Below are 23,612 nucleotides of genomic sequence, written 5' to 3'. Positions count from 1 at the left end.
TTGGACGACACTGTAATCAAGGCACAGGGCGTCGGCCTGACCTTCCAGACCGCCGACGGCCCGATCCATGCGCTCAAGGACGTGGATCTGGATATCGACCGTGGCGAATTCGTCAGCTTCATCGGTCCTTCGGGCTGTGGCAAGACCACCTTCCTGCGCAGCATCGCCGCGCTGGAAACCGTGACCGCAGGGCAGATCAGCGTGAACGGCATGACGCCGGATCAGGCGCGCAAGGCACGGGCCTATGGCTATGTCTTCCAAGCACCAGGGCTTTATCCCTGGCGCACGATCAGGGGAAATATCTCGCTGCCGCTGGAAATCATGGGGTTTTCGCGCGAAGAACGCGCCAAGCGCATCGCCCATGTCCTGGAACTGGTCGAGCTGGAGAATTTCGGAGGCAAGTATCCCTGGCAGCTGTCTGGCGGCATGCAGCAGCGCGCCAGCATTGCCCGCGCGCTGGCCTTCGACGCCGACATCCTGCTGATGGACGAACCCTTCGGGGCCTTGGACGAAATCGTCCGCGACCGCCTGAACGAGGCACTGCTGACCCTTTGGGCCAAAACCCAGAAGACCATCGGCTTCGTGACCCATTCCATCCCCGAAGCCGTCTATCTTTCGACCAAGATCGTGGTCATGTCGCCTCGTCCGGGCCGGATCACGCGGGTCATCCAAAGCACCCTGCCCCGCGAACGCCCGTTGGAGATCCGCGACACGCCGGAATTCATCGCGCTGGCGCATGAGGTCCGCGAGGGGCTGCGCGAAGGGCACAGCTATGACTAGGGTCTGGCGAAATGCCGCGCCCGTCCTGACGGTCCTGATGGTCATCATCGCCATCTGGTATCTGGGCGCAGTCCGCATGAACGCGACATGGGAACGCGATCAGGCCGCCCGCGCGAGCGAGGAGCTGACCACGTCGCAGATGATCACCCGAACTTTGACGCAGGACCGCCCCATCCTGCCCGCACCCCATCAGGTTGCGGTGGGTCTTTATGACGGCATTGCAGGGCAGGCCATCACGTCGCGGCGCAGCCTGGTCTGGCACGCGTGGGTGACGCTGTCGGCGACGCTGGCAGGATTTGCCATCGGGGCGGGCGCGGGCATCCTGCTGGCCGTGGGCATCGTCCACAGCCGCAGCATGGACCAGTCGGTCATGCCTTGGGCCGTGGCCAGCCAGACCGTGCCCATCCTGGCCATCGCGCCGATGGTGATCGTGGTCTTTGCCAGCGCGGGCATCACGGGCCTGCTGCCCAAGGCGATCATCGCGGCTTGGCTGTCCTTCTTTCCGGTGTTGGTCGGCATGGTCAAGGGCCTGCGCACGCCCGACGCCATGCAGCTGGACCAGATGAAATCCTGGAGCGCCAGCGACAACCAGCAGTTCTGGCGGCTGCGCCTGCCGTCATCCCTGCCCTATCTGTTCACCAGCCTGAAGGTCGCGATCGCCGCCGCCTTGGTCGGCACCATCGTAGGCGAGCTGCCTGCGGGCGCCACGGCCGGTCTTGGGGCGCGCCTGCTCTCGGGCAGCTATTACGGGCAGACGGTGCAGATCTGGTCGGCGCTGTTCGCCGCCGCGCTTCTGGCGGCGGGTCTGGTGGCCATCGTCGGCATCATCGAAAAGGCGACACTGCGGCGCATGGGGTTGGCACGATGAACGCATTGCCCATCATCGGGGTCTGGCTGGGTGGTTGGGCGCTGAACATTTGGCTGGCCCGCTTCGACACGCGCCTCAGCCGCATGGCGGTGGCCGTGGTCTTTGGCGCGACCCTGCTGATCCTGTGGGAGATGGCCGTCAGGATCTATGCCATCCCCGCCGTCATCCTTCCCGCACCCAGCCAGATCGCCGCCAGCTTTGCAGCCAACGGCAGCATCCTCTGGACCGATTTCGTTCAGACCATCCTGCGCGGCGCGCTGACGGGCTGGCTGATCGGCGCGCTGGCCGCGATGCTGACCGCCATCGCCATCGACCGCAGCCCGTTCCTGCAACGCGGGCTTCTGCCCATCGGCAATTTCGTGGCCGCCCTGCCCATCGTCGGCATCGCGCCGATCCTGGTCATGTGGTTCGGTTTCGACTGGCAATCCAAGGCCGCCGTGGTCGTGGTCATGGTCTTCTTCCCGATCCTGGTGAACATGGTTGCGGGCCTGAAAGCCACCGACGCCATGCAGCGTGACCTGATGGCCAGCTGGGCCGCGCCCTATGCGGCGTCCCTGTGGAAGCTGCGCCTGCCTGCCGCGATGCCCTTCCTGTTCAACGGACTGAAGATCACCACGACGCTTGCCCTGATCGGCGCCATCGTGGCCGAGTTCTTTGGCAGCCCGACGCGGGGGATGGGGTTCCGCATCTCGACCGCCGTGGGGCGGCTGGATCTGCCGCTTGTCTGGGCAGAGATCGTCGTGGCGGCCATCGCGGGAACGCTATTTTATGGACTTGTTGCGCTGATCGAAAAGAAGGTGACGTTCTGGCACCCGTCGCAGCGCAAGTAACGGGGCACGCCCCACCAACAGGAGAGTTTGGGATATGAAACGACTGATGATCTCGGCGGCAGGAGTGGCCCTGATGGCGGGTGCGGCGCAGGCGAACGACCTGACGCTGCAGCTGAAATGGGTGACGCAGGCGCAATTCGCCGGTTACTACGTGGCGCAGGAAAAGGGCTTCTACGAGGAGGAGGGCCTGAACGTCACCATCAAGCCCGGCGGCCCCGACATCGCCCCCACGCAGGTTCTGGCCGGCGGCGGCGCGGATGTCGTCGTCGAATGGATGCCCGCCGCGCTGGCCGCCCGTGAAAAGGGCCTGCCGCTGGTCAATATCGCGCAGCCGTTCAAATCCTCGGGGATGATGCTGACCTGCCTGAAAGAAAGCGGCATCAGCGATCCCAAGACCGATTTCGCGGGCAAGACGCTTGGCGTCTGGTTCGCGGGCAACGAATATCCCTTCCTGTCGTGGATGAACACGCTCGGCCTGTCGACCGAAGGGGGCGAGGATGGCGTCACGGTCCTGAAGCAGGGCTTCAACGTCGATCCCCTGCTGCAAAAGCAGGCCGCCTGCATCAGCACCATGACCTATAACGAATACGGCCAGGTGCTGGACGCGGGCCTGTCCGAGGACGACCTGGTGACCTTCAAGTACGAAGACCAGGGCGTCGCCACGCTGGAGGATGGTCTTTATGTGCTGGAAGCCACGCTGGCCGATGATGCCAAGGTCGAGGATCTGGCCAAATTCGTGCGCGCCAGCATGAAGGGCTGGACCTATGCCGCCGAAAACCCCGAGGAAGCCGCCGAGATCGTGCTGGAAAACGACGAGACCGGCGCGCAGACGATCGAGCATCAGACCCGCATGATGTCCGAGATCGCCAAGCTTCTGGAAGGATCTGACGGCACCCTGGACGAGGCGGACTATCAGCGCACCGTCGATACGCTGCTGTCTGGCGGATCGGACCCGGTCATCGCCAAGGCGCCCGAGGGAGCCTGGGTCGCGACCGTCACGGACCGTGCTTTCCAGTAACATCAGCCACAGGGCCGTCGCCGCGGCGGCCCTGCCCTTTCGCGCTGTCATGCAGCGACGAAAATGTCCCATTATCGCCAAAATATGTCTATTCCTGCCGGATCAAATCCCCCCTAACATCACCCTTGGTTCGGCCGCCTGAGGAGATGCGCCGACCCAAAGGGAGGATATCATGATCAACCGACGGCAGATCCTTGCCAGCGGTGCGGCTGCGGTCGCCCTGCCGGCCTATATGCGCAAGGCCTGGGCGCAATCCCCGCAGGTCGACCTGAAGCTGCACCACTTCCTTGGCCCCAAGGCGCCGGCCCATGCCAAGATGCTGCAGCCTTGGGCGGACCGCATCCGCGAGCAGTCCGAGGGCCGCATCAACATCGAACTCTATCCGGCCATGTCGCTTGGCGGATCGCCTCCGCAATTGTTCCGACAGGTCGCCGAGGGGGTCGTCGACATCATCTGGACGGTGAACGGCTATACGCCAGGCCTTTTCCCGCGCACCGAGGTGTTCGAGCTGCCGACGATCTTCACAAACGATCTGGCTGCGGCGAACCTGGCCATGCGCGACATCTTCGATGACCATCTGGCCGCGGATTTCGCCGATGTGCATGTGCTGTTCCTGCATGTCCACGCGGGTCAGGCAATCCAGATGGCGCAGAAGATGGTGCGCAGCCCCGATGACACTCAGGGCCTGAAGCTGCGCGTTCCCGGACCCACGGGCAATGCGGTGGTCGAGGCGATGGGCGCAACCCCCGTCACCATGCCCGTCCCCGACCTGCCACAAGCGCTTGGCATCAGTGCCGTCGACGGCGCCCTGATCCCATGGGAGATCATTCCCCCGCTGCAGCTGTTCGAATCGACGCAGTACCAGATCGAGGGACCGGATCGGAACCGCTTCGGCACCACGACCTTCCAGGTCTCGATGAACAAGGCCAAGTGGGAGGGCATGGACCCCGAACTGCAGCAGATCTTCACCGACAACAGCGGCGAGGATTGGCTGCGCGAGGTGGCCGAGGTCTGGCGTGCCGCCGATGATTTCGGCATCCAGATGGCGGTCGACAACGGCAATGAACACGTCGTCCTGACCGAGGCCGAGATGGATGCCTTCAACCAGGTGCTGGCCCCCGTGGTCGACGATTGGACCGCCGCGCAATCGGGCTTCGACGCCGCCGCGCTGGTCGCTGCCGCCCGTCAGGCCATGTCGGACCGGCAGTCTTGACCATGTCACCCGACACGAATGTCCCCCGCGGGCTGATCTTCCGGATCACCCGCGGATGGGCGCTGATGGGGGGCGTGCTGACCATGGGGTTGGCGCTGATGACGGCGGGCAGCGCAGTATCCAACCTGCTGACCGGTCGCCCCTTCGCCGCCGATTACGAGCTGGTCAAGCATATCATCGCCATCGCGATCTTCATGTTCCTGCCCTATTGCCAGATCACCGGGGCGAACGTCTCGGTCGATATCTTCACCGAGCGGATGGGCGCCCGCAAGAAGGCTGCGATGGCGGTGCTCTCGTCGCTGCTGGCGCTGGCCTTCGCTGTGCTGATGCTGTTCCAGATGTACGGCGGGCTGCAAAGCTATCTGAAATACCGTGAGGTTACACCCGTGCTGAAGCTGCCGCTTTGGACGGCCTTTCCGCCGATCCTGATGTCGCTGGCCCTGCTGGCGCTGGCGGCCTGCGCGACGCTGATGATGCAGTGGCGTCAGGTGACATCGCCGGCTGACGACGGGGTGGAAGCATGATCGACAATTTCCTGATCGGCATCGCCGGGCTGGTCGCGCTGCTGGGCCTGATCGCGATCCGGGTGCCCATCGCCTATACCATGATCCTGATCGGCTTCACGGGCATCTGCCTGCAGTCGGGACCGGCCATCATCCTGAACCAGCTGAAGGATCTGGCCTACGCGCAATTCTCGAACTACGACCTCTCGGTCCTGCCGATGTTCATCCTGATGGGTGGGCTGGCGGCACGCTGCGGTTTGTCGGCCGATATCTTCCGGGGCGCCAATGCCTGGCTGGGCCGGTTCCGGGGCGGCGTCGCCATGGCATCCATCGCGGCCTGCGCGGGCTTCGGTGCGGTCTGCGGGTCCTCGACCGCGACGGCATCGACCATGGGCCAGGTCGCCATCCCCGAGCTGCGGAAATACCGCTACAGCGGCTCGCTGGCGACCGGCTGCATCGCGGCGGGCGGCACGCTTGGCATCCTGATTCCGCCGTCGGTCGTGCTGATCGTCTATGCCATCATCGTCGAGGTGAACATCGTCACCATGTTCGCCGCCGCCCTGATCCCGGGTATTCTGGCGACCCTGATGTTCATCGCGACCATCGCGCTTTATGTGCGCTTCGTGCCGGGGTCCGGTCCCAAGGCGCAGCCGGTGGGTCGGTCCGATCTGATCGCGGCAAGCATCGCCATGCTGCCCGTGCTGGTGATCTTCGGCGTGGTCATCGGCGGCATCTATGCGGGCATCTACAGTCCGACGGCGGCGGCGGCCATCGGGGTGGTGATGGTCGTCATCTACGGCGTGGCGCGCGGCAGGCTGGGTCTGACCGACATGGTCGAGGCCATGCTGGAGACCGCGCGCAACAGCGGCATGATCTTCCTGATCGTCTTTGGGGCAGAGCTGCTCAAGATCTTCATGTCGCGCGCGGGTGTTCCGCAGGCGGCGGCGGATCTTTTGCAGAACAGCGGGATGGCACCCATGACCATCATGGTGCTGATCATCGTCACCTTCCTGGTGCTGGGCTGCCTGATGGACAGCCTGTCGATGGTGATCCTGGCGATCCCCTTCTTCTGGCCCGTCGTCGCCGGATTGGACTTCGGCCTGTCACCGGATGAGACCAAGCTCTGGTTCGGCATCATCATCCTGGTGGTGGTGGAGCTGGGGCTGATCACGCCGCCGGTGGGCCTGAATGTCTTCATCATCAACGCCGTCGCCCGCGACGTGCCCATGCGCGAGACCTTCCGCGGCGTGATGCCCTTCTTCGGGTCCGAGATCCTGCGCATCGTCCTGCTGGTCCTGTTCCCCGCCATCGCGCTTTACCTGCCACGCCTGCTGCAATGAGGCTGCCATGACCGCCCCCTTGACCATGACCGCCGGCGGTGCGCTGCTGGCGCGGCTGAAACGCATCGGCGTCGATTACATCTTCGCCAATTCCGGCACCGATTTCCCGCCCATCATCGAGGGCCTGGCCGAGGCCTCTGCCAAGAACATCGATCTGCCGCAGGCCATCGTCATCCCTCATGAAGGTGCGGCCATGGCCATGGCGCATGGGTATTACCTTGCGACGGGCCGGTCGCAGGCGGTCATGGCGCATACGAACGTGGGGCTGGCAAATTGCGCCATCGGGGCGATCAACGCCGCGGTGGAACATGTGCCGGTCCTGCTGTTTTCGGGGCGGACGCCCACCACCGAACAGGGCAGACTTGGCGCGCGCACGGTGCCCATCGGTTGGGGGCAAGAGATGCGCGATCAGACCGCCCTGGTCCGCGAGGCCAGCAAATGGGACTATGAGCTGCGCTTTCCGGAACAGGTGACCGAGGTTGCCGACCGTGCCTGGGCCATCGCCAATTCGACACCCCGCGGTCCCGTCTATGTCAGCCTGCCGCGCGAGGTCCTGTGCGAGGCCGCCCCCGCCGAAGGGTTGGATCGCCCGCCCCTGATGCAGCCCACGACTGCCCATGCCAGCGCCGCGCAGATCAGGCAGGCGGCGCAGATCCTGGCCGAGGCCGAACACCCGGTCATCTTCGCCCAGCACGGCGCAGGCAGCCCCGAAGCCTTTGCCGCCTTGTCGGATATGGCTTTGGAATGGGGCATTCCGGTCTGCCAGTATTGGGCGGTCGGTCTTGCCATTCCCACCGATCACCCGATGGCCACCGGGCCCGACCCTGCCCCGCTTCTGGCCGAGGCCAATGCGATCCTGGTTCTGGATGCGCTGGCGCCTTGGGCACCGGATATCCACGAACCTGGGGCCGGTTGCCAAATCATCCAGATGGGTCAGGACCCGCTCTCGACACGCGTGCCGATCCGCAACTTTCGATCGGATCTGTCGATTGCCTGCGATACGGCCGACGGCATCCTGGCGCTTAAAGCGGCGATGGATGCACATGGTCCCGCCAAGCGTGCCGATCGCGTGGAACGGACAAGCCTGCGCAACGCCCGCGACCGGAGGCAGGTGCTGGAACGCGCCAAAGCGGGTGGTGCAGGTGCGATGACCAAGGACTACGTCAGCCTCTGCCTGTCGGAGGCGATCCTTGGTCGGGGTGCATCGGTCTTGTCCGAACTGGGATGTCCGATGGCCCCCATGACGCTGGATCACCATCAGGCGTGGTATCAGGAACCCCATGCGGGCGGTCTGGGCTGGTCCTTTCCGGCGGCCTTGGGGATGCAGCTGGCCGACCGCGACAGGTTGATCGTGGCGACCATGGGCGACGGGTCCTACATGTTCTCGAACCCCGTGGCCTGCCATCAGATCGCCGAGGCGCTTCAGCTGCCCCTGCTGCTGATCATTCTCAACAATGCCGAATGGGGCGCGGTCCGCCAGTCGGTGCTGGGCATCTATCCCGACGGCCATGCCGCGCAAGCCAACCGCATGCCGTTGACGCAGCTTTCACCGGTGCCGGACTTCACGCAGGTGGCCAAGGCCAGTTGTGCCTGGGCCCGCAGCGTTCAGGATGGCGCCGACCTGCCCGAGGCCATCACGGCGGCACTGGACCACATCCGCACGAACCGCAGCCTTGCGCTGCTGGACGTGCGGGTGCGGCCCGCGTGACCGATCAGATGGGATAATGCAGCGGGCCATCCTGAATGGTGATCCACCGCGTCTCGGTGAATTCCTGGATGGCGGACTGCCCGCCGAAGCGGCCATAGCCCGAGGCCTTGGTCCCGCCGAAGGGCATCTGCGCCTCGTCGAAGACGGTCGGACCGTTGATGTGGCAGATGCCCGCCTCGATGCGCCGGGCGACCGACATGGCCCTCATGGTGTCCCGCCCGAAGACCGCCGATGACAGCCCGTATTCGGTGTCATTGGCGACATGCACAGCCTCTTCTATGCCGGAAACCCGCACGATGGTGACGACGGGGCCAAAGGATTCCTCGTAATAGATGCGCATGGCGGGCGTCACGTGATCCAATGCGATGGCCGATATCAGCGTGCCGTCGTGATCCCCGCCGGCGATCATCTTGGCACCCTTGGCCAGGGCATCCTTGACCAGATCCTGAATGCGGCGTGCCGCCGTTGCGTCGACGACGCTGCCCAAGGGGGCCTCGCCCTTGGCGGGATCGCCAGCGCTCAGCGTCCGGACCTTGACCGCCAAAGCCGCGACGAATTCGCCAGCGATGCTTTCGTCGACAACCAGACGTTCGGTCGCCATGCAGATCTGGCCCTGGTTCATGTAGGCACCGAAGGCCGCCGCGGCGACGGCGGCCTCGATATCGGCATCGTCCAGAACGACCATCGGGGCCTTCCCACCCAGTTCCAGCAAGGCTGGCTTCAGATGCTTGCCTGCCAGTTCCGATATGATCCGCCCCACACGGGTCGAGCCGGTGAAGTTCACCCGGCGCACGGCAGGCTGGGCGATCAACGCCTCGACGATGCCCGGTGCGTCCTCGGGCGCGTTCGAGATGGCATTCAGAACGCCTGCAGGCAGGCCCGCTTCATGCAGCGCATCAATGATCAGGCGATGGGTGCGCGGGCAGATCTCGGATGTCTTCATCACCACGGTGTTTCCGCAGGCCAGCGGCATCGCGATCGAGCGCACCCCCAGGATCACCGGCGCGTTCCAAGGCGCCATCGACAGGACGACCCCTGCAGCCTGACGAACCGCCATCGCCATCGTGCCCGGCCTGTTCGAGGGGACGATCTGCCCGGTGATCTGCGTGGTCATGGACGCCGCCTCGCGCAGCATGTCGGCGGCCAAGGTCACGTTGAAGCCCGCCCAGCCTGCCGTTGCGCCGATCTCGGACGCCATGGCATCGACGAAAGCAGGCATCTTCTCCATCAGGATGTCGGCGGCCTTCAGCAGGATTGTCCGCCGCTCCTTGGGCGAACTCTGCGACCATTCGGGAAAAGCTGCCGCTGCCGCATCGACCGCGCTGATCGCATCTTCGACGCTGGCGGCCGAGGCCCGCGTCGCGGGCTGATTGGTAAGCGGATTCAGACGCTCGAACGTGGCGCCGTCGGTGGCGACGATATCCTTGCCGCCGATCATCAGTCCAAGTGTTTCCACGCTCAATGCTCCCTTGTCAAAAATATCGTTTCGGCTTTTGAAAATGCAATGGATCGTCGGAGGCGGCGCGCCGAGCGAGTGGCACACCGGCAGAGGGTCAACAGGTCCAGCCGGTAACTGCAACCGGCGACAACTGCGATATTCACCCTGCCTGGCGCAGGCAGCGGTCGTGATCCTTCGGACGCCCAAGTCCCGGCAACCGCAGCACCGGCTTGCGCAGGGACTGCCGCGACGATCGAGCGGAGCTCGGCATATGGATGACATCTCGAAGCGGGACTGCCAGCCATTTCAGTCGAACGGGGTTGCCCAGCCTTCATTTCACGCGACATGCACATTGCAACCAACCTTGCTTCGAGCATCTCATAATTGGGTGCCCCACCCCCGATGATACGTCGAGACGCGGCCCGTCGATACGCCCTCTCGTGGTGGCGGGAACGTCCTAATGTTTCGGGTCCGGGAACATCGGGTACGGGCATGATAACGCTCCTTTGTTTTCCAAGGATGAACTTTCCGCGCCCCTGTCCACCCTTCGTCATTACCTTCTTCCCACCTCGGGAGAGTTACCCATACATGCTATCGGTATTCCATTGCCCCTGACGTCCGTCCAAAGCCGAGGAGATCCAGAGCAGCGGTTGGCGCCAGTGCGTTCTGCCGACACGGGACTCGTCGACGCGATGCCTTCATCGATCAGCCATTGGCCGAGTGACCCCGCCAGATGCGCATCCAACTGCCATGACATCGAAACCTCACTGCGATGCTTCCTGCAAAGGCTAGGATCATTCTTGCACAAACTGAATAGACATTTTCGAATATTTTCAGGACTTTTCTTGTTGCCGAAACGAAATATGGCGGCCCAAGGGCCGCCATCCTTCAATCGATACTTTCAGCGCCATTAATGCGTCCAGGGCGCACGCCGGTCGGTGGCGAAATTCTCACCATAGCCGCGCGGGCGGATGTTGGCTGCGCGCTTCTGCGGTTGCTGCACGACGAAATCGTGGCCGTGTTCGCGGGCGTAGTCCTCGGCCTGCTTGCAGGTGTCGAAGCGCAGGCGGACCTGGCTCTGGGTGTCGCTGCTGCTGGTCCAGCCCATCAGGGGATCGACCTCGCGCGTGTCGGCGGGGGGGAATTCCAGCACCCAACCTTTGGTCTTCGCCGTGCCGGATTGCATGGCATTGCGGGCAGGTTGATAGATACGCACGAGCATTTCGGATATTCCTCGACCAGATGTGCGGCGTTTATCGCCAAATCCACGCAGCGGTTCAAGCCCCGGAACGCAGCGGCGCGTCAATCCGCTGCATCGGGGAAAGCGGTCGTCATCTGCGCCTCGCCACTTTGCTTGTCATAGATGCAGACGGCCACGTCCTGCCCCTGCCGCGTGGTCATGGTCACCAAGGCTACCGCGTAACTGTCCGAGCCATATTCGTTCAGCCGCAGATCGATCCGGGCTTCGGGGGCGGTGGCTGATGCAAGATCGGTGCAGGCTGCCCGCAGATCGTCACGCAACTGCGCCCATGCCTTGTCGGTCGAGGCGTGGCCTCCGGTTGGCAAGCCCACCGCAAGGAAGGCCAAGGCGGTTGCCAGATAACCATGTTTCACAACAGTCTTTCCTTCGAAGGGAACGCTTCGCGGCGCATCAGGTTTGATGACTGTGGCCTTTCCGGCTGCTCAAGTCACATGAGAGAACCGTGATATGCAAAAACTGAACCGCGCCACGGCATTCGCCCTTCCCGGTCTTCTGCTGACCTTGGCCGCCTGCGCGACGACGAACTATACCGTAAGCAGCCAAAGCTGCGATCTGCGCAGGCATCAGGCACTGGTAGGCCAGAACGTCGGCGGCATCACCCTGCCCCCGACGCTGCGCCGGCAAGAGGTGCCCTTCGGATCGCAGCCGCGGATGGCCAACGACCCTTCACGCCTGACGATGTATGTCGACGTGAAGGGCTGGATCGGACAGGTCGCCTGCGGTTAACCGCGCTTGGACCGCTTGTTGCCCCCGCGCTGTCCCGCGCGGCCGGCGGTCGAGCGTCCCGATGACTTGACGGCGGCATCGGCCGCCTGCTCGATGGCCGACTGACGCGCCATCGGATCGTCCGAGATCGCCAGATCGACCGCCTCGAGCCGTTTGACCTCGTCGCGCAGGCGGGCGGCTTCCTCGAATTCCAAGTTCTCGGCGGCCTTGCGCATCTGCGTTCGGATCGCGTCCAAGTGGGCGGCAAGGTTCGCCCCGATCAGCGGCTTGTCCACCTTGGTCGTGACACGCGACTGGTCGGTGTCACCCTGCCACAGCCCCGCCAGCACATCCTCGACGTTCTTGCGAACAGTCTGGGGCGTGATGCCGTGTTCCTCGTTATAGGCCATCTGGCGTTCGCGGCGCCGCTCGGTCTCGGCCATGGCGCGTTCCATGCTGCCGGTGATGCGGTCGGCATACATGATGACACGACCGTCTGCATTCCGCGCCGCACGCCCGATCGTCTGGATCAACGAGGTCTCGGACCGCAGGAAGCCTTCCTTGTCGGCATCCAGAATGGCGACCAGCCCGCATTCGGGAATGTCCAACCCCTCGCGCAGCAGGTTGATGCCAATCAGCACGTCAAAGGCGCCAAGGCGCAGGTCGCGCAGGATCTCGATCCGCTCGATCGTGTCGATGTCGCTGTGCATGTAGCGGACCTTGATGCCCTGTTCGTGCAGGTATTCGGTCAGATCCTCGGCCATGCGCTTGGTCAAGGTGGTGCAAAGCGTCCGCATCCCGGCGGCGGTGACGCGGCGGACCTCATCCAGCAGATCGTCGACCTGCGTTTCGACGGGGCGTATCTCGATCACCGGGTCCAGAAGGCCGGTGGGGCGGATGATCTGTTCGGTGAAGACGCCACCGGTCTGGTCCATCTCCCATTGCGCGGGCGTGGCCGACACGAAGACGGACTGGGGCCGCATGGCGTCCCATTCCTCGAACTTGAGGGGGCGGTTGTCCATGCAGCTTGGCAGGCGGAAGCCGTGTTCCGCCAGCGTGAACTTGCGCCGGAAGTCGCCCCGATACATTCCGCCGATCTGGGGCACGCTGACGTGGCTTTCATCGGCAAAGACGATGGCATTGTCGGGGATGAACTCGAACAGCGTGGGGGGCGGTTCGCCCGGTGCGCGTCCGGTCAGATAGCGGCTGTAGTTTTCGATGCCGTTGCAGACGCCGGTCGCCTCCAGCATCTCGATGTCGAAATTGGTGCGCTGTTCCAGGCGTTGAGCTTCCAGCAGCTTGCCCTCATCGGTCAGCTGCTTCAGGCGCATGGCCAGTTCCTGCTTGATGCCCTTGACGGCCTGCTGCATCGTCGGGCGCGGCGTCACATAGTGGCTGTTGGCGTAGATGCGGATCTGCTTGAAGCTGTCGGACTTCGCACCGGTCAGCGGATCGAACTCGGTGATCGCCTCCAGCTCGTTCCCGAAGAAATCGAACCGCCAGGCGCGGTCTTCGAGGTGGGCGGGCCAGACCTCGACCAGATCGCCGCGCACGCGGAAGCCGCCGCGCTGGAAGCTGGCGTCCAGGCGCTTGTATTGCTGCGCCACCAGCTGCCCCAAAAATTCGCGTTGGTCATAGCTTTCGCCGACGATCATATCCTGCGTCATCGCCGAATAGGTCTCGACCGAGCCGATGCCATAGATGCAGCTGACCGAGGCCACGATGATCACGTCGTCTCGTTCCAGCAGGGCCCGCGTAGCGCTGTGGCGCATCCTGTCGATGGCCTCGTTGATCTGCGATTCCTTCTCGATATAGGTATCGCTGCGGGCCACATAGGCCTCGGGCTGGTAATAGTCGTAATAGCTGACGAAATACTCGACGGCGTTGTCGGGGAAGAAGCCCTTGAACTCGCCGTAAAGCTGGGCGGCCAACGTCTTGTTGGGGGCCAGGATGATGGCGGGGCGGTTCGTCTCCTCGATGACCTTGGCCATCGTGTAGGTCTTGCCGGTGCCGGTCGCGCCCAGCAGCACCTGATCGCGCTCGCCCGCCTTGACGCCCTGCGACAGTTCCGCGATAGCCGTGGGCTGATCGCCCGCCGGCTTGAATTCGCTGTTCATGACAAAGCGTTTCCCGCCCTCCAGCTTGGGGCGGGTCACCTCGGCAAAGCGCGTCACGGGCGCGCTGGTGTTGTTGTGACCCATGAGGTTCCTGATCCGTTCGTGCTTGCGATCAAGATGTGTGCGGCAGACCCAAAGATCAACCGCCCCGCGTCACCCTTTCAGGCGGGCGGGCTGCAGGGCATCCCAACCCGCGCCCCCGTCCAGCTCATCTGCCAGAATTTCGGCAGTGACGGGACCAAGGGTGAAGCCCTGGTGCCCGTGCCCGAAATGCGCCCAGAGGTTCGGCTGATCGGGGATGCGCCCCACCAGGGGCAGCATGTCGGGCATGCAGGGACGGCGGCCGGTCCAGGGTTCGGCCTCGACCGGGGATCCCAGATCGAACAGCTCGCGCGCGGCTTCCTCGCCGTGGCGCAGCTGCGGCGGAGTGCTGCGCGGGTGCAGGGTCAACTCGGCCGCCGTGGCGATCCGCAGACCGCGGCGCATGGGTGAGAAGACGACGGAATTGCCGAAATCCGCGATGGGATGGTGCGGCGCGGCCTGCATCCGGTAGTGGCGGTGATAGCCGCGCTTGTAGACCATCGGCACCTTCAGCCCGAAACGCGACGTCAGCATCGGCGACCACGGCCCAAGCGCGACGATGGCATGTTCGCCCGAGGCCTCATCCACCACCCAGGCATTGCCCTTGCGGTGCAGATCGCCCGCATCGGCATTCACGATCTGCCCGCCCTGTCGCTGGAACAGCGCCGCATAGGCCGCGACCAACGCACCGGGGTCCGAGGAATTCCAGCTGTCCGACCAATGGGTTGCACCCAGAATATCAGCCTTGATCGAGGGCTCCATCGCGCGCAGTTCGGCACCGTCCATCAGGCGCGCTTCCACGCCGAACTCGGTCTTGAAACGCTCGGCGTTCTTCTGCGCTTTCGCCAGCTTCGCGGGCGTGCGGTGCAATTCGATATAGCCGTCGCGGCGGATGATGTTGTCGGCACCTGCCGCCGCGATCAGCGGTCCGTGGCGCTCGGTCGACTGACGGATCAGCTTGCCCCAGGTCACGGATGCCCGGCGGTGCGAGGCGGGCAGAGAATTGATGGCATATTTCCAGACTGCGCCCACCTGGGCTGCCAGCCCCGGCACGTTCCATTTGACGTCATAGCCGCGACCCATCGCAATCTGGATCAAGGCGGCAGGCTGCAAGGGCATGGCGTAGGGCTCGACCGCCTCGGTCTGGATCAGACCGGCGTTGCCGTAACTGGTTTCACGACCCGGCGATCCGCGATCGACGATCGTCACCTGATGGCCACGTGCCTGCAGGGCCAAACCGGTCGTCACGCCGACCATCCCCGCACCCAGAACCAGAACATCTGCCATCATGGCCTCCTGACTTGCTTTGGGTCAGGGATGCCCAGATCACTGGGACTGGGCAAGTTTTATCGGGCAATCTTCGACGACTGCCCGAAACTTTGCAAGAATCACGCGAAAAGGTCGTGGCAGAAGCTCAATCCTTCGACCAGACTGTCTACTTCTTCAACAGTGTTATACATGGCAAAGGATGCGCGAGCGCTGGCATTGACCCCGAAGAACTCCATCAGCGGCATGGCGCAATGGCTGCCTGCCCGCACCGCGATGCCGCGCTTGTCCAGGATGGTCGAGATGTCATGCGCATGCGCACCCTGCATCACCATCGAGAAGATCGCCCCCTTGTCGGGCGCATCCCCCTGGATCTGCAGCCAGTTCAAATCCCGGAACCGCGCGCGGGCGTGATCGCGAAGCTTGCGTTCATGGGCGGCGATGTTTTCCATTCCCAGACCCATCATGTATTCCAAGGCGACCCCAAGGCCGATCTGGTTGACGATGCCGGGGGTGCCCGCCTCGAACCGAAGGGGCGGATCGTTATAGGTGATCGCATCGCGGGCGACGGTCCTGATCATGTCGCCGCCGCCCATGAAGGGTCGCATCTCGGCCTGGCGATCCGCCTTGATCCAGATCGCGCCCGAACCTGAAGGCCCATAAAGCTTGTGCCCGGTGATGCAGTAGAAATCGACGCCAAGCGCCGCCACATCGACCGGCATATGGACCGAGGCCTGGCTGCCGTCGACCAGCACCGGCACATCCGTTCCCGCCGCGATCGCCGCAACATCCACAACGGTGCCGGTGACGTTCGACATGTGCGTGATGGCGATCAGCTTGGTGCGCGGGCCGACGGCTTCCAATACCTTTTCCGGCGGCAGGCTGCCGTCGGGTTCGGGTTCGACCCATTTCAGCACGACGCCCTGACGTTCGCGCAGGAAATGCCACGGCACGATATTGGCGTGATGCTCCATGACGGACAGGACGATCTCATCGCCTTCCTTCAGCATCGGCGCGGCCCAGCCATAGCTGACAAGGTTCAACGCCTCGGTCGAACCGGAGGTGAAGATCACCTCATCCTCCTGCGGGGCGTTCAGAAAACGCGCGATGATGCCGCGCACGCGTTCGTAATTGTCGGTCGCCAAATTCGACAGGTGGTGCAAGCCGCGGTGGACATTGGCGTATTCGCCCGAATAGGCGCGGCTGATCGCGTCGATCACCACCTGCGGCTTCTGGGCGCTGGCACCGCTGTCCAGATAGACCAGCGGCTTGCCGTTCACCTGCGTGGACAGGATGGGAAAATCGGCACGGACGGCGTTCACGTCAAAGCTCATTGCGGCATCTCCGGCAAAAGGCCAATCGAGGCGGCGAAAAATGACAGCAGAAAGCCCATGGCCAAAAGTGTCGCGAAAAGTCCCAGCATCACCTTGGGACCGCTGGTGAAACCATGCAGCGCCTTGGTGAACTGGACGGTTAGCCACAGGAACATGGCGATGGCCAGCAGCCCCAGCATGCCCGAGAGTGCAGGCAGCGCCAGCGACAGCACGATCTGGGCGATCTGGATCAACAGCAGCATCACCTCGATCCAGACGGTCAGCAGCAGCGCATCGGCAAAATGGCCCTGCCCGCCGAACATGCGCCCGACCCCCGTCATCAGGCCCGCGCCCACGACGATGGCGACCATCTGCATCCCCGCCATCACCAGCGGCTGCTGGACCAGCGAATACATCGGCGGCGTCTCGGCCGCCGGAACGGGGAACAGCATCGCCGCCAGATAGGCCAGCAGCCCCGAAACCGAGACCGCCAGCAGCAGCGCCATCCAGCGCACGGGCATCGGAAGGTTTAGCGCCATCAGCGTCTGTGCGCCACCCTCGGGGTTGCGGAGCGTCTGACGCACAAGCGCCTTGAAGTCGTCAAAGGTCATAAGCGTCTTACCAGTGCAGCGATGCCCGCACCCCAGATGAACAGGAAAGCCAGACCCGCGATGGTCTGGGTCAGCATCAGCGCGGGCCCCGGCCCGATCAGTCCGGCCACCATCCCCGCCAGCAGCATCGCCGGCGAAACTGCCAGCAGCGCCCAGAACAGCGCCAGCCGCGCGTCCTGCGGATCAAGCCGCCAAGGCGTCAGGCGCGACAGAACCGAGGTGAGCGCCGCCATGCCATAAGCCAACAACGGCATCATGAAGATCGTGCCCATGACAGCCCCACCGATCCGCGCCTCAAGCGGGATCAAGGGGTCCAGTGCCGCTGCACGCGCATGACCGGGGGCCTGCGCGATCAGCGAGATCAGCATGGCCACCATCAGCACCACCAGCATGACCCGGTCCGGCATACCGGAAAGGCTCCGCACCACCCGGCGCGGAGCCCACCAGCTTTCGATCACGCGCAGCACCATTCCGCCGCGCGCGGACCTCAGATCTGCGGGCGCGTTGTCAGCCACGCTTCCAACCGATCGTTGATCTCATCGCGCAGTTCCTCATCCTCGACCTCGGTAAGGGCATCCGCAAGGAAGGACAGCACCAGGAAGACGATGGCACGGTCATAGGGCACGCCGCGCGAACGCAGGTAGAAAAGCGCCTCTTCGTCGATGGCACCCGTGGTCGAACCATGCGAGCACTTGACGTCATCGGCATAGATCTCAAGCTCGGGCTTGGCGAGGAACTGGCTGTTCTCGTCCAGCAGCAATGCCTGGCTGATCTGATAGCCGTCGGTCTTCTGCGCGCCCGGCTTGACCAGGATCTTCCCTTGGAAGACGCCTGTTGCGCCGTTCTTCAGCACCTTCTTGAAGACCTGACGGCTTTCGCCGCGCTCGGCCCCATGGGTGATGAAGACGGTGTCGTCATGGTGGAAGGGACCGTTGTCGCCATCGCCCAGAACGGCAGCTGCGATATGGGCCACGGCATCGTCACCGACCATGTCGATGGCGCCTTCGTTGCGCATCAGCGTGCCATTGACGGCCAGGGTAAAGCTTTTCAGCTGGGCCTCGGCGCCGACGCGGGCGAAGATATGCGACAGGCCGACCTTGGGATCGACGGCCCGCTTGGCCGCGATATGGTGCAGCTTGGCGCCATCGGCCAGATCGACCTCGAGCATGCCGTTCGAGCGTGCGCCGACCATGCCGCTTTCCAGCAGGGTCATCTCGGCCCCCGTCTCGACGCGGATGACGTGATGCCAGACGGCATCGGCATCTTCCGTGCCGCGACGATAGAGGACATGCACCGGCTTCGAGGGCTTGCCGGTCACGCGGATCAGCAGGCCGTCATGGGCCACGGCGGTGTTCAGCGCCGCGAAGGGACGCTTGACCGGGGTCTGACCGGCCAGCTCCAGCTGGCCATACAGATCCGCGGACCAGTGGTCGCCAGCGGCATCCGCCTTGGCGAGGGTCGTGATCTCGATCCCTTCCAGCGACAGGTCGTCGGATGCGGCCTCGTCGAAGGCACCGTCCACGAAGACCAGCGTCAGCTTGTCGCGTTCGGTGAACAGCGGCGATTCAGCGCCATCTGCGTCGAAGGGCAGCGCCGCAGGCCGGGGCGCGTTGAACGCACGCGGGTCGGTATAGCGCCAGTATTCATCGCGCGGCGCGGGCAGGCCCATGGCACGCAGACGCGCCATGGCATCCGCGCGCGCCTCGGCGCTGAAGCCCGCATCGGGCATGGTGATCGCGGCAAGGCGATCTTCCAGTGCGCTGGCAGCCTTCGGATTGCCCGAAACCTGCGGCGTCACCTCATTGATGGGTTTGACGGCGGTATCGGACATCAATCGGCCTCCGCCAGCAGATCGCCGTAACCGTTGTGTTCGACTTCCAGTGCCAGGTCGGGGCCGCCCGACTTGATGATGCGGCCGTTCGACATGATGTGGACGACATCGGGTTTGATGTGGTCCAGCAGGCGCTGGTAGTGGGTGATGACCAGGAAGCTGCGATCGGGCGAACGCAGGGCGTTCACGCCTTCCGACACCAGACGCATGGCGTCGACGTCCAGACCCGAGTCCGTTTCATCCATGATGCACATGCGCGGCGACAGCATGGCCATCTGCAGGATCTCGTTGCGCTTCTTTTCACCGCCCGAGAAACCGACGTTGACCGGGCGCTTCAGCATTTCGGGACTGATCTGCAGTTCGGCGGCCTTGGCGCGGACTTCCTTCAGGAATTCGCCCGCAGTCAGCTCGGCCTCGCCACGCGCCTTGCGCTGTGCGTTCACGGCGGTGCGCAGGAAGGTCATGTTGCCGACGCCGGGGATTTCCACCGGGTATTGGAAGGCAAGGAACAGGCCGGCAGCGGCGCGAACCTCGGGGTCCATGTCCAGCAGATCTTCACCGTCCAGCGAGGCTTCGCCCTCGGTGACCTCATAGCCGTCGCGGCCCGACAGCACATAGGACAGGGTGGACTTGCCCGAGCCGTTCGGGCCCATGATGGCGTGAACCTCACCTGCGGGCACTTCAAGGGACAGACCCTTCAGGATCTGCTTGTCCTCTTCTTCAAGTTTGACGTGCAGGTTGTTGATTTTCAGCATAATTCCCTCAAACGGCAAAGACGCCCCCTTGGGCGCCGTGATATCAGGTGGCCGGGCCCCGAAGACCCGGCCGAATATTCAGCCCACCGAGCCTTCCAGCGAGATGGCGACAAGGGCCTGGGCTTCCATGGCAAACTCCATCGGCAGCGCCTGCAGCACCTCGCGGCAGAAACCGTTGACGACCAGGGCCACGGCCTCTTCCTCGTCCATGCCGCGCGAACGGCAATAGAACAGCTGGTCGTCGTCGACCTTGCTGGTCGTCGCCTCGTGTTCGACACGGCTCGAGGTGTTCTTGACCTCGATATAAGGCACGGTATGGGCGCCGCATTTGTCGCCGATCAGCAGGCTGTCGCACTGGGTATAGTTGCGGCTGTTGGTGGCACGCGGGTGCATGCTGACCAGACCGCGATAGGTGTTCTGCGCCTGCCCCGCCGAGATCCCCTTGGAAACGATCCGCGACTTGGTGTTCTTGCCCAGGTGCACCATCTTGGTGCCGGTGTCGGCCTGCTGCCAGTTGTTGGCGATGGCGATCGAGTAGAACTCGCCCTGGCTCTCCTCGCCGCGCAGGATGCACGAGGGGTATTTCCAGGTGATCGCCGAACCGGTCTCGACCTGCGTCCACATGATCTTGGAACGCGCGCCACGGCAATCGGCCCGCTTGGTCACGAAGTTATAGATGCCGCCCTTGCCGTCCTCATCGCCGGGGAACCAGTTCTGGACGGTGGAATACTTCACCTCGGCATCTTCCAGGACCACGATCTCGACCACTGCGGCATGCAGCTGCGCGATATCGCGCTTGGGTGCGGTGCAGCCTTCCAGATAGCTGACCGAGCTGCCTTTTTCGGCAACGATCAGCGTGCGTTCGAACTGGCCGGTGTTTTCGGCATTGATCCGGAAATAGGTCGACAGCTCCATCGGGCAGGTCACGCCCTCGGGGATGTAGACGAAGGACCCGTCCGAGAAGACCGCGCTGTTCAGCGTGGCGAAATAGTTGTCGGTGGCCGGAACGACCGTGCCCAGATATTTCTTTACCAGTTCCGGGTGATCGCGGATCGCTTCGCTGATCGAACAGAAGATGACGCCTGCCTTGGCCAGTTCATCCTTAAAGGTCGTGCCGACGCTGACGCTGTCGAAAACGGCATCCACGGCAACCTTGCGACCCTCGGCGGGGGCGTTTTCCGCGCCCTCGACGCCCGCCAGGATCATCTGTTCCTTCAGCGGGATGCCCAGCTTTTCATAGGTCGCCAGCAGCTTGGGATCGACTTCGTCCAGCGACTTGGGCTTTTCCTGCATGCTGGCCGGACGCGCATAGTAATACTGATCCTGATAGTCGATCTCGGGATAGTTCAGCATCGCCCATTTCGGCTCGGTCATGGTGATCCAGCGGCGGTATGCTTCCAGCCGCCAGTCGGTCATCCACTCCGGTTCGCCGTTCTTCTCCGAGATCAGACGAACGATGTCCTCGTTCACGCCTTTCGGCGCGTATTCCATCTCGATCTCGGTGTTCCAGCCGTATTTATAGCTGCCCATGTTCTGCACGGTCTCGACCGTTTCGCGGTCGACGCCTTCGCGCACGTCAAGATCGGTGGTACCCGTCATCCCTTATCCTTCCTTGGTGGCGGGCCCCTGCCCAGCCATTCCCGTCACGCCATTTCTATCGCGCCAGCGTGAATACGACTTTTCCCAGGCATCCGCAAATCGGTTGATCTGATCATCACCCAAAGCCGGGCTTATCGAGATACGGATCGCCGATTGCGCAAGCTGATCGTCGAAACCCATGGCCTGCAGCGTGCCACTAGCGCGAACCTTGCCCGACGAACAGGCCGAACCTGCCGAAATCGCAAAGCCCGCCAGATCCATCTGCATGACCTGGGTCTCGCCCTTCCACCCCGATGTAAGAAGGCATGTGGTGTTCGGCAAGCGCCGCGCGCCTTTTCCGGCGATGACGGCCTCGGGCGCGATGTCGCAGAGGCGTGCCTCCAGCAGATCGCGCCGCGCAGCGACCTCGTCCCAGAGGCCGTTTTCCAGATCGCGCTGCGCGGCCTCGGCCGCAGCGGCGAAGGCCAGGATGCCGATCAGGTTCTCGGTCCCGGCGCGGCGGCCCTGTTCCTGACCGCCGCCACGCAGCAGTGCCGGCACCTCGGTCCCCTTGCGCAGGACCAGCGCGCCGATCCCCTTGGGACCGCCCAGCTTATGCGCGCTGACAAAACCCGCCGTCACCCCCAGCCAGTTAAAGGCGAAGGGCACCTTGCCGAAGGCCTGTGTCAGATCGCTGGAAGCCAACCCCTGCGGCAGGTCCTGCATCACGCCGGTTTCGCTGTTGGCCAGTTGCAGGCTGGTCGTCGCCGGATCGCCCACGGTAACGAGGCCGTCCGCGTCCACCGACAGCGTCGCGTCGCACCAGACCTTGATGGCGCTGTGTTCGACCGGCGCACAGCGGATGCCGCCACCACCAAGGATCATCGCCGCCGCCTCGGTCGTGCCCGAGGTAAAGACCACATCCGCGCCCTCGGCCCCCAAGGCGACCGAGACCTGTTCGCGCGCCCGCTCCATCGCCATCTTGGCCGCCCGCCCCTCGGTATGGACCGAGGAGGGGTTGCCGCCGATCTCAAGCGCCTCGACGATGGCGGCCTTGACCTCGGGGCGCAGAGGGGTGGTCGCGTTCCAGTCCAGATAGCTTCTCATGTCGTCTTTCCATTCAGATGGTCGGCGATGCGGGCAGCCAAGCGGTCGGCTACGGCATCCTTGCCCATGCGGGGCCATTCCTCGGCACCTTGATCGTCGATCAGGGTGACGGCGTTTTCGGTCCCGCCCATGATCCCTGTCGCGGGACTGACATCATTCGCCACGATCCAGTCGCAGCCCTTGCGAAGGCGCTTTGCGGTCGCGTTGGCGATCACATCATTGGTTTCCGCTGCAAAGCCCACGACCAGATCGGGCCGGTCATCAGCGCGGCTGATCCAGGCCAGGATGTCGGGGTTTTCGGCCATGTCCAGCGCCGGTGGTCGGCCGCTGCCGTCCTTCTTGATCTTGCTGTCGGATGCGCCGACCACATGCCAATCGGCCACGGCGGCGGCCATCACGGCGGCATCGGCAGGCAGGGCCGCCCCCACCGCATCGCGCATCTGGCGGGCGGTTTCCACCGCGATGACATCGACACCAGCCGGGGGCAGAACCGCCGCAGGTCCCGTCACGAAGCTGACCCGCGCCCCCAAGTCCCGCAATGCGGCCGCGATGGCGGTTCCCTGCGCCCCGCTGGAGCGGTTGGCGATATAGCGCACCGGGTCGATGGGTTCATGTGTCGGTCCCGAGGTCACGATGACGTGCCGCCCCGACAGGGGCTGCGCCACAGGTGTCAACGCATCGCGGATGGCGGCGACGATCGCATCGGGTTCCGACATCCGTCCGGGGCCGTATTCGCCACAGGCCATGTCGCCGCTGTCGGGTCCCACGGTCAGGATGCCGTCGCCCTGCAGGGTCGCCAGATTTCGCCGCGTCGCGGGGTGGTCCCACATCCGCACGTTCATCGCCGGCGCGATCAGCACCCGCTTGTCCGTCGCCAGCAGCAGGGTCGAGGCCAAGTCGTTCGCCTGCCCCTGCGCCATCCTGGCCATCATGTCGGCCGTGGCGGGGGCGACTACGACCAGATCGGCATTGCGCGACAGCTGGATATGGCCGATCTCGGCCTCGGAATTGCGGTCCCAGAGGGTGTCGTGCACGGGCTCTCCCGCCAGAACCGACAGGGTCATCGGCGTGGTGAACTGCGCCCCCGCCGCCGTCAGGACGGGCGTGACCGACGCGCCCTCGGCTCGGATCAGCCGGATCAGCTGCGGGATCTTGTAGGCCGAGATGCCCCCGCCGACGATCAGAAGAATTCGTTTGCCCAGCATCCATTCGCCCCGCTTGCTTGCGCCCTGCACAGATAGCCGTCGCATCCCGATGCCGCAAGGAACAGGGATGCGTTAACCCATCCT

22 protein-coding genes are annotated in these 23,612 nt (G+C 64.1%); 9 read left to right on the top strand and 13 right to left on the bottom strand.

Translation table 11 applies throughout. The annotated features are described in order from the left end of the window. From DDE75_RS06945 to DDE75_RS06910, 8 genes are all read left to right on the top strand, one after another. Positions 1-780, top strand: coding sequence for an ABC transporter ATP-binding protein (locus tag DDE75_RS06945; protein ID WP_108501639.1), 780 nt, complete (start codon positions 1-3; stop codon positions 778-780). Further along, on the top strand, positions 773-1,648 hold the full coding sequence (locus DDE75_RS06940) for an ABC transporter permease (RefSeq protein WP_108501638.1): 876 nt from the start codon (positions 773-775) through the stop codon (positions 1,646-1,648). Before DDE75_RS06945 ends, DDE75_RS06940 begins: the two co-directional genes overlap by 8 nt. Then, positions 1,645-2,478 carry an ABC transporter permease gene (locus DDE75_RS06935; protein ID WP_108501637.1) on the top strand — a complete coding sequence of 278 codons (834 nt, stop codon included), beginning with the start codon at positions 1,645-1,647 and terminating at the stop codon, positions 2,476-2,478. Before DDE75_RS06940 ends, DDE75_RS06935 begins: the two co-directional genes overlap by 4 nt. 34 nt (positions 2,479-2,512) lie before the next feature. Continuing rightward, positions 2,513-3,496: an ABC transporter substrate-binding protein gene (locus DDE75_RS06930; RefSeq protein WP_108501636.1), complete on the top strand. Its 984-nt coding sequence runs from the start codon at positions 2,513-2,515 to the stop codon at positions 3,494-3,496. Positions 3,497-3,668: 172 nt separating this feature from the next. Further along, positions 3,669-4,709, top strand: a complete 1,041-nt coding sequence (locus tag DDE75_RS06925; RefSeq protein WP_108501635.1) for a TRAP transporter substrate-binding protein — start codon at positions 3,669-3,671, stop codon at positions 4,707-4,709. 2 nt (positions 4,710-4,711) lie between these two features. Continuing rightward, positions 4,712-5,233: a TRAP transporter small permease gene (locus DDE75_RS06920; RefSeq protein ID WP_108501634.1), complete on the top strand. Its 522-nt coding sequence runs from the start codon at positions 4,712-4,714 to the stop codon at positions 5,231-5,233. After that, positions 5,230-6,552: a TRAP transporter large permease gene (locus DDE75_RS06915; protein WP_108501633.1), complete on the top strand. Its 1,323-nt coding sequence runs from the start codon at positions 5,230-5,232 to the stop codon at positions 6,550-6,552. Before DDE75_RS06920 ends, DDE75_RS06915 begins: the two co-directional genes overlap by 4 nt. A gap of 7 nt (positions 6,553-6,559) precedes the next feature. Beyond that, positions 6,560-8,260, top strand: a complete 1,701-nt coding sequence (locus tag DDE75_RS06910) for a thiamine pyrophosphate-requiring protein (protein WP_108501632.1) — start codon at positions 6,560-6,562, stop codon at positions 8,258-8,260. A gap of 4 nt (positions 8,261-8,264) precedes the next feature. On the opposite strand, the gene DDE75_RS06905 is transcribed toward DDE75_RS06910, so the two are convergent. The 3 genes from DDE75_RS06905 to DDE75_RS06895 all read right to left on the bottom strand — a co-directional run bounded on the left by DDE75_RS06905 (position 8,265) and on the right by DDE75_RS06895 (position 11,312). Further along, the gene (locus DDE75_RS06905) at positions 8,265-9,716 is read right to left on the bottom strand and encodes an aldehyde dehydrogenase (protein WP_108501756.1); all 1,452 of its coding nucleotides are present in this window, start codon (positions 9,714-9,716) and stop codon (positions 8,265-8,267) included. Positions 9,717-10,608: 892 nt separating this feature from the next. Then, complete coding sequence (locus DDE75_RS06900) at positions 10,609-10,920, bottom strand: ETC complex I subunit (protein ID WP_108501631.1); 312 nt, start codon at positions 10,918-10,920, stop codon at positions 10,609-10,611. An 80-nt stretch (positions 10,921-11,000) separates the two neighbouring features. After that, complete coding sequence (locus tag DDE75_RS06895; protein ID WP_211659307.1) at positions 11,001-11,312, bottom strand: hypothetical protein; 312 nt, start codon at positions 11,310-11,312, stop codon at positions 11,001-11,003. Positions 11,313-11,406: 94 nt separating this feature from the next. Between DDE75_RS06895 and DDE75_RS06890 the strand changes: the two genes are divergently transcribed. Continuing rightward, the gene (locus DDE75_RS06890; RefSeq protein WP_108501630.1) at positions 11,407-11,685 is read left to right on the top strand and encodes a hypothetical protein; all 279 of its coding nucleotides are present in this window, start codon (positions 11,407-11,409) and stop codon (positions 11,683-11,685) included. On the opposite strand, the gene uvrB is transcribed toward DDE75_RS06890, so the two are convergent. From uvrB to coaBC, 10 genes are all read right to left on the bottom strand, one after another. After that, on the bottom strand, positions 11,682-13,865 hold the full coding sequence (gene uvrB, locus DDE75_RS06885; RefSeq protein WP_108501629.1) for an excinuclease ABC subunit UvrB: 2,184 nt from the start codon (positions 13,863-13,865) through the stop codon (positions 11,682-11,684). The genes DDE75_RS06890 and uvrB overlap by 4 nt on opposite strands. Positions 13,866-13,934: 69 nt before the next feature. Beyond that, positions 13,935-15,149: an NAD(P)/FAD-dependent oxidoreductase gene (locus DDE75_RS06880; protein ID WP_108501754.1), complete on the bottom strand. Its 1,215-nt coding sequence runs from the start codon at positions 15,147-15,149 to the stop codon at positions 13,935-13,937. Positions 15,150-15,250: 101 nt separating this feature from the next. Beyond that, positions 15,251-16,462 carry a cysteine desulfurase gene (locus DDE75_RS06875; protein ID WP_108501628.1) on the bottom strand — a complete coding sequence of 404 codons (1,212 nt, stop codon included), beginning with the start codon at positions 16,460-16,462 and terminating at the stop codon, positions 15,251-15,253. Further along, positions 16,459-17,052: a Yip1 family protein gene (locus DDE75_RS06870; RefSeq protein WP_108501627.1), complete on the bottom strand. Its 594-nt coding sequence runs from the start codon at positions 17,050-17,052 to the stop codon at positions 16,459-16,461. Before DDE75_RS06870 ends, DDE75_RS06875 begins: the two co-directional genes overlap by 4 nt. Further along, positions 17,049-17,567 carry a hypothetical protein gene (locus DDE75_RS06865; RefSeq protein WP_245894643.1) on the bottom strand — a complete coding sequence of 173 codons (519 nt, stop codon included), beginning with the start codon at positions 17,565-17,567 and terminating at the stop codon, positions 17,049-17,051. The genes DDE75_RS06870 and DDE75_RS06865 overlap by 4 nt, the downstream gene beginning before the upstream one ends. Continuing rightward, positions 17,540-18,883 carry a SufB/SufD family protein gene (locus DDE75_RS06860; protein ID WP_108501625.1) on the bottom strand — a complete coding sequence of 448 codons (1,344 nt, stop codon included), beginning with the start codon at positions 18,881-18,883 and terminating at the stop codon, positions 17,540-17,542. The genes DDE75_RS06865 and DDE75_RS06860 overlap by 28 nt, the downstream gene beginning before the upstream one ends. Next, the gene (sufC, locus tag DDE75_RS06855) at positions 18,883-19,638 is read right to left on the bottom strand and encodes a Fe-S cluster assembly ATPase SufC (RefSeq protein WP_108501624.1); all 756 of its coding nucleotides are present in this window, start codon (positions 19,636-19,638) and stop codon (positions 18,883-18,885) included. Before sufC ends, DDE75_RS06860 begins: the two co-directional genes overlap by 1 nt. A gap of 78 nt (positions 19,639-19,716) precedes the next feature. Continuing rightward, positions 19,717-21,237, bottom strand: a complete 1,521-nt coding sequence (gene sufB, locus DDE75_RS06850) for a Fe-S cluster assembly protein SufB (RefSeq protein WP_108501623.1) — start codon at positions 21,235-21,237, stop codon at positions 19,717-19,719. 3 nt (positions 21,238-21,240) lie between these two features. Then, positions 21,241-22,323, bottom strand: a complete 1,083-nt coding sequence (locus DDE75_RS06845; protein WP_108501622.1) for a cysteine desulfurase family protein — start codon at positions 22,321-22,323, stop codon at positions 21,241-21,243. Further along, positions 22,320-23,528, bottom strand: coding sequence for a bifunctional phosphopantothenoylcysteine decarboxylase/phosphopantothenate--cysteine ligase CoaBC (coaBC, locus tag DDE75_RS06840; protein ID WP_108501753.1), 1,209 nt, complete (start codon positions 23,526-23,528; stop codon positions 22,320-22,322). The genes DDE75_RS06845 and coaBC overlap by 4 nt, the downstream gene beginning before the upstream one ends. Between the last annotated feature and the right edge of the window lie 84 nt (positions 23,529-23,612).

This window comes from Paracoccus indicus, assembly GCF_003056335.1.
In the GTDB taxonomy this organism is placed as follows: domain Bacteria; phylum Pseudomonadota; class Alphaproteobacteria; order Rhodobacterales; family Rhodobacteraceae; genus Paracoccus; species Paracoccus indicus.
The sequence above is the reverse complement of the archived record's forward strand: the minus strand, read 5'-3'. Positions and strand labels throughout refer to the sequence as shown.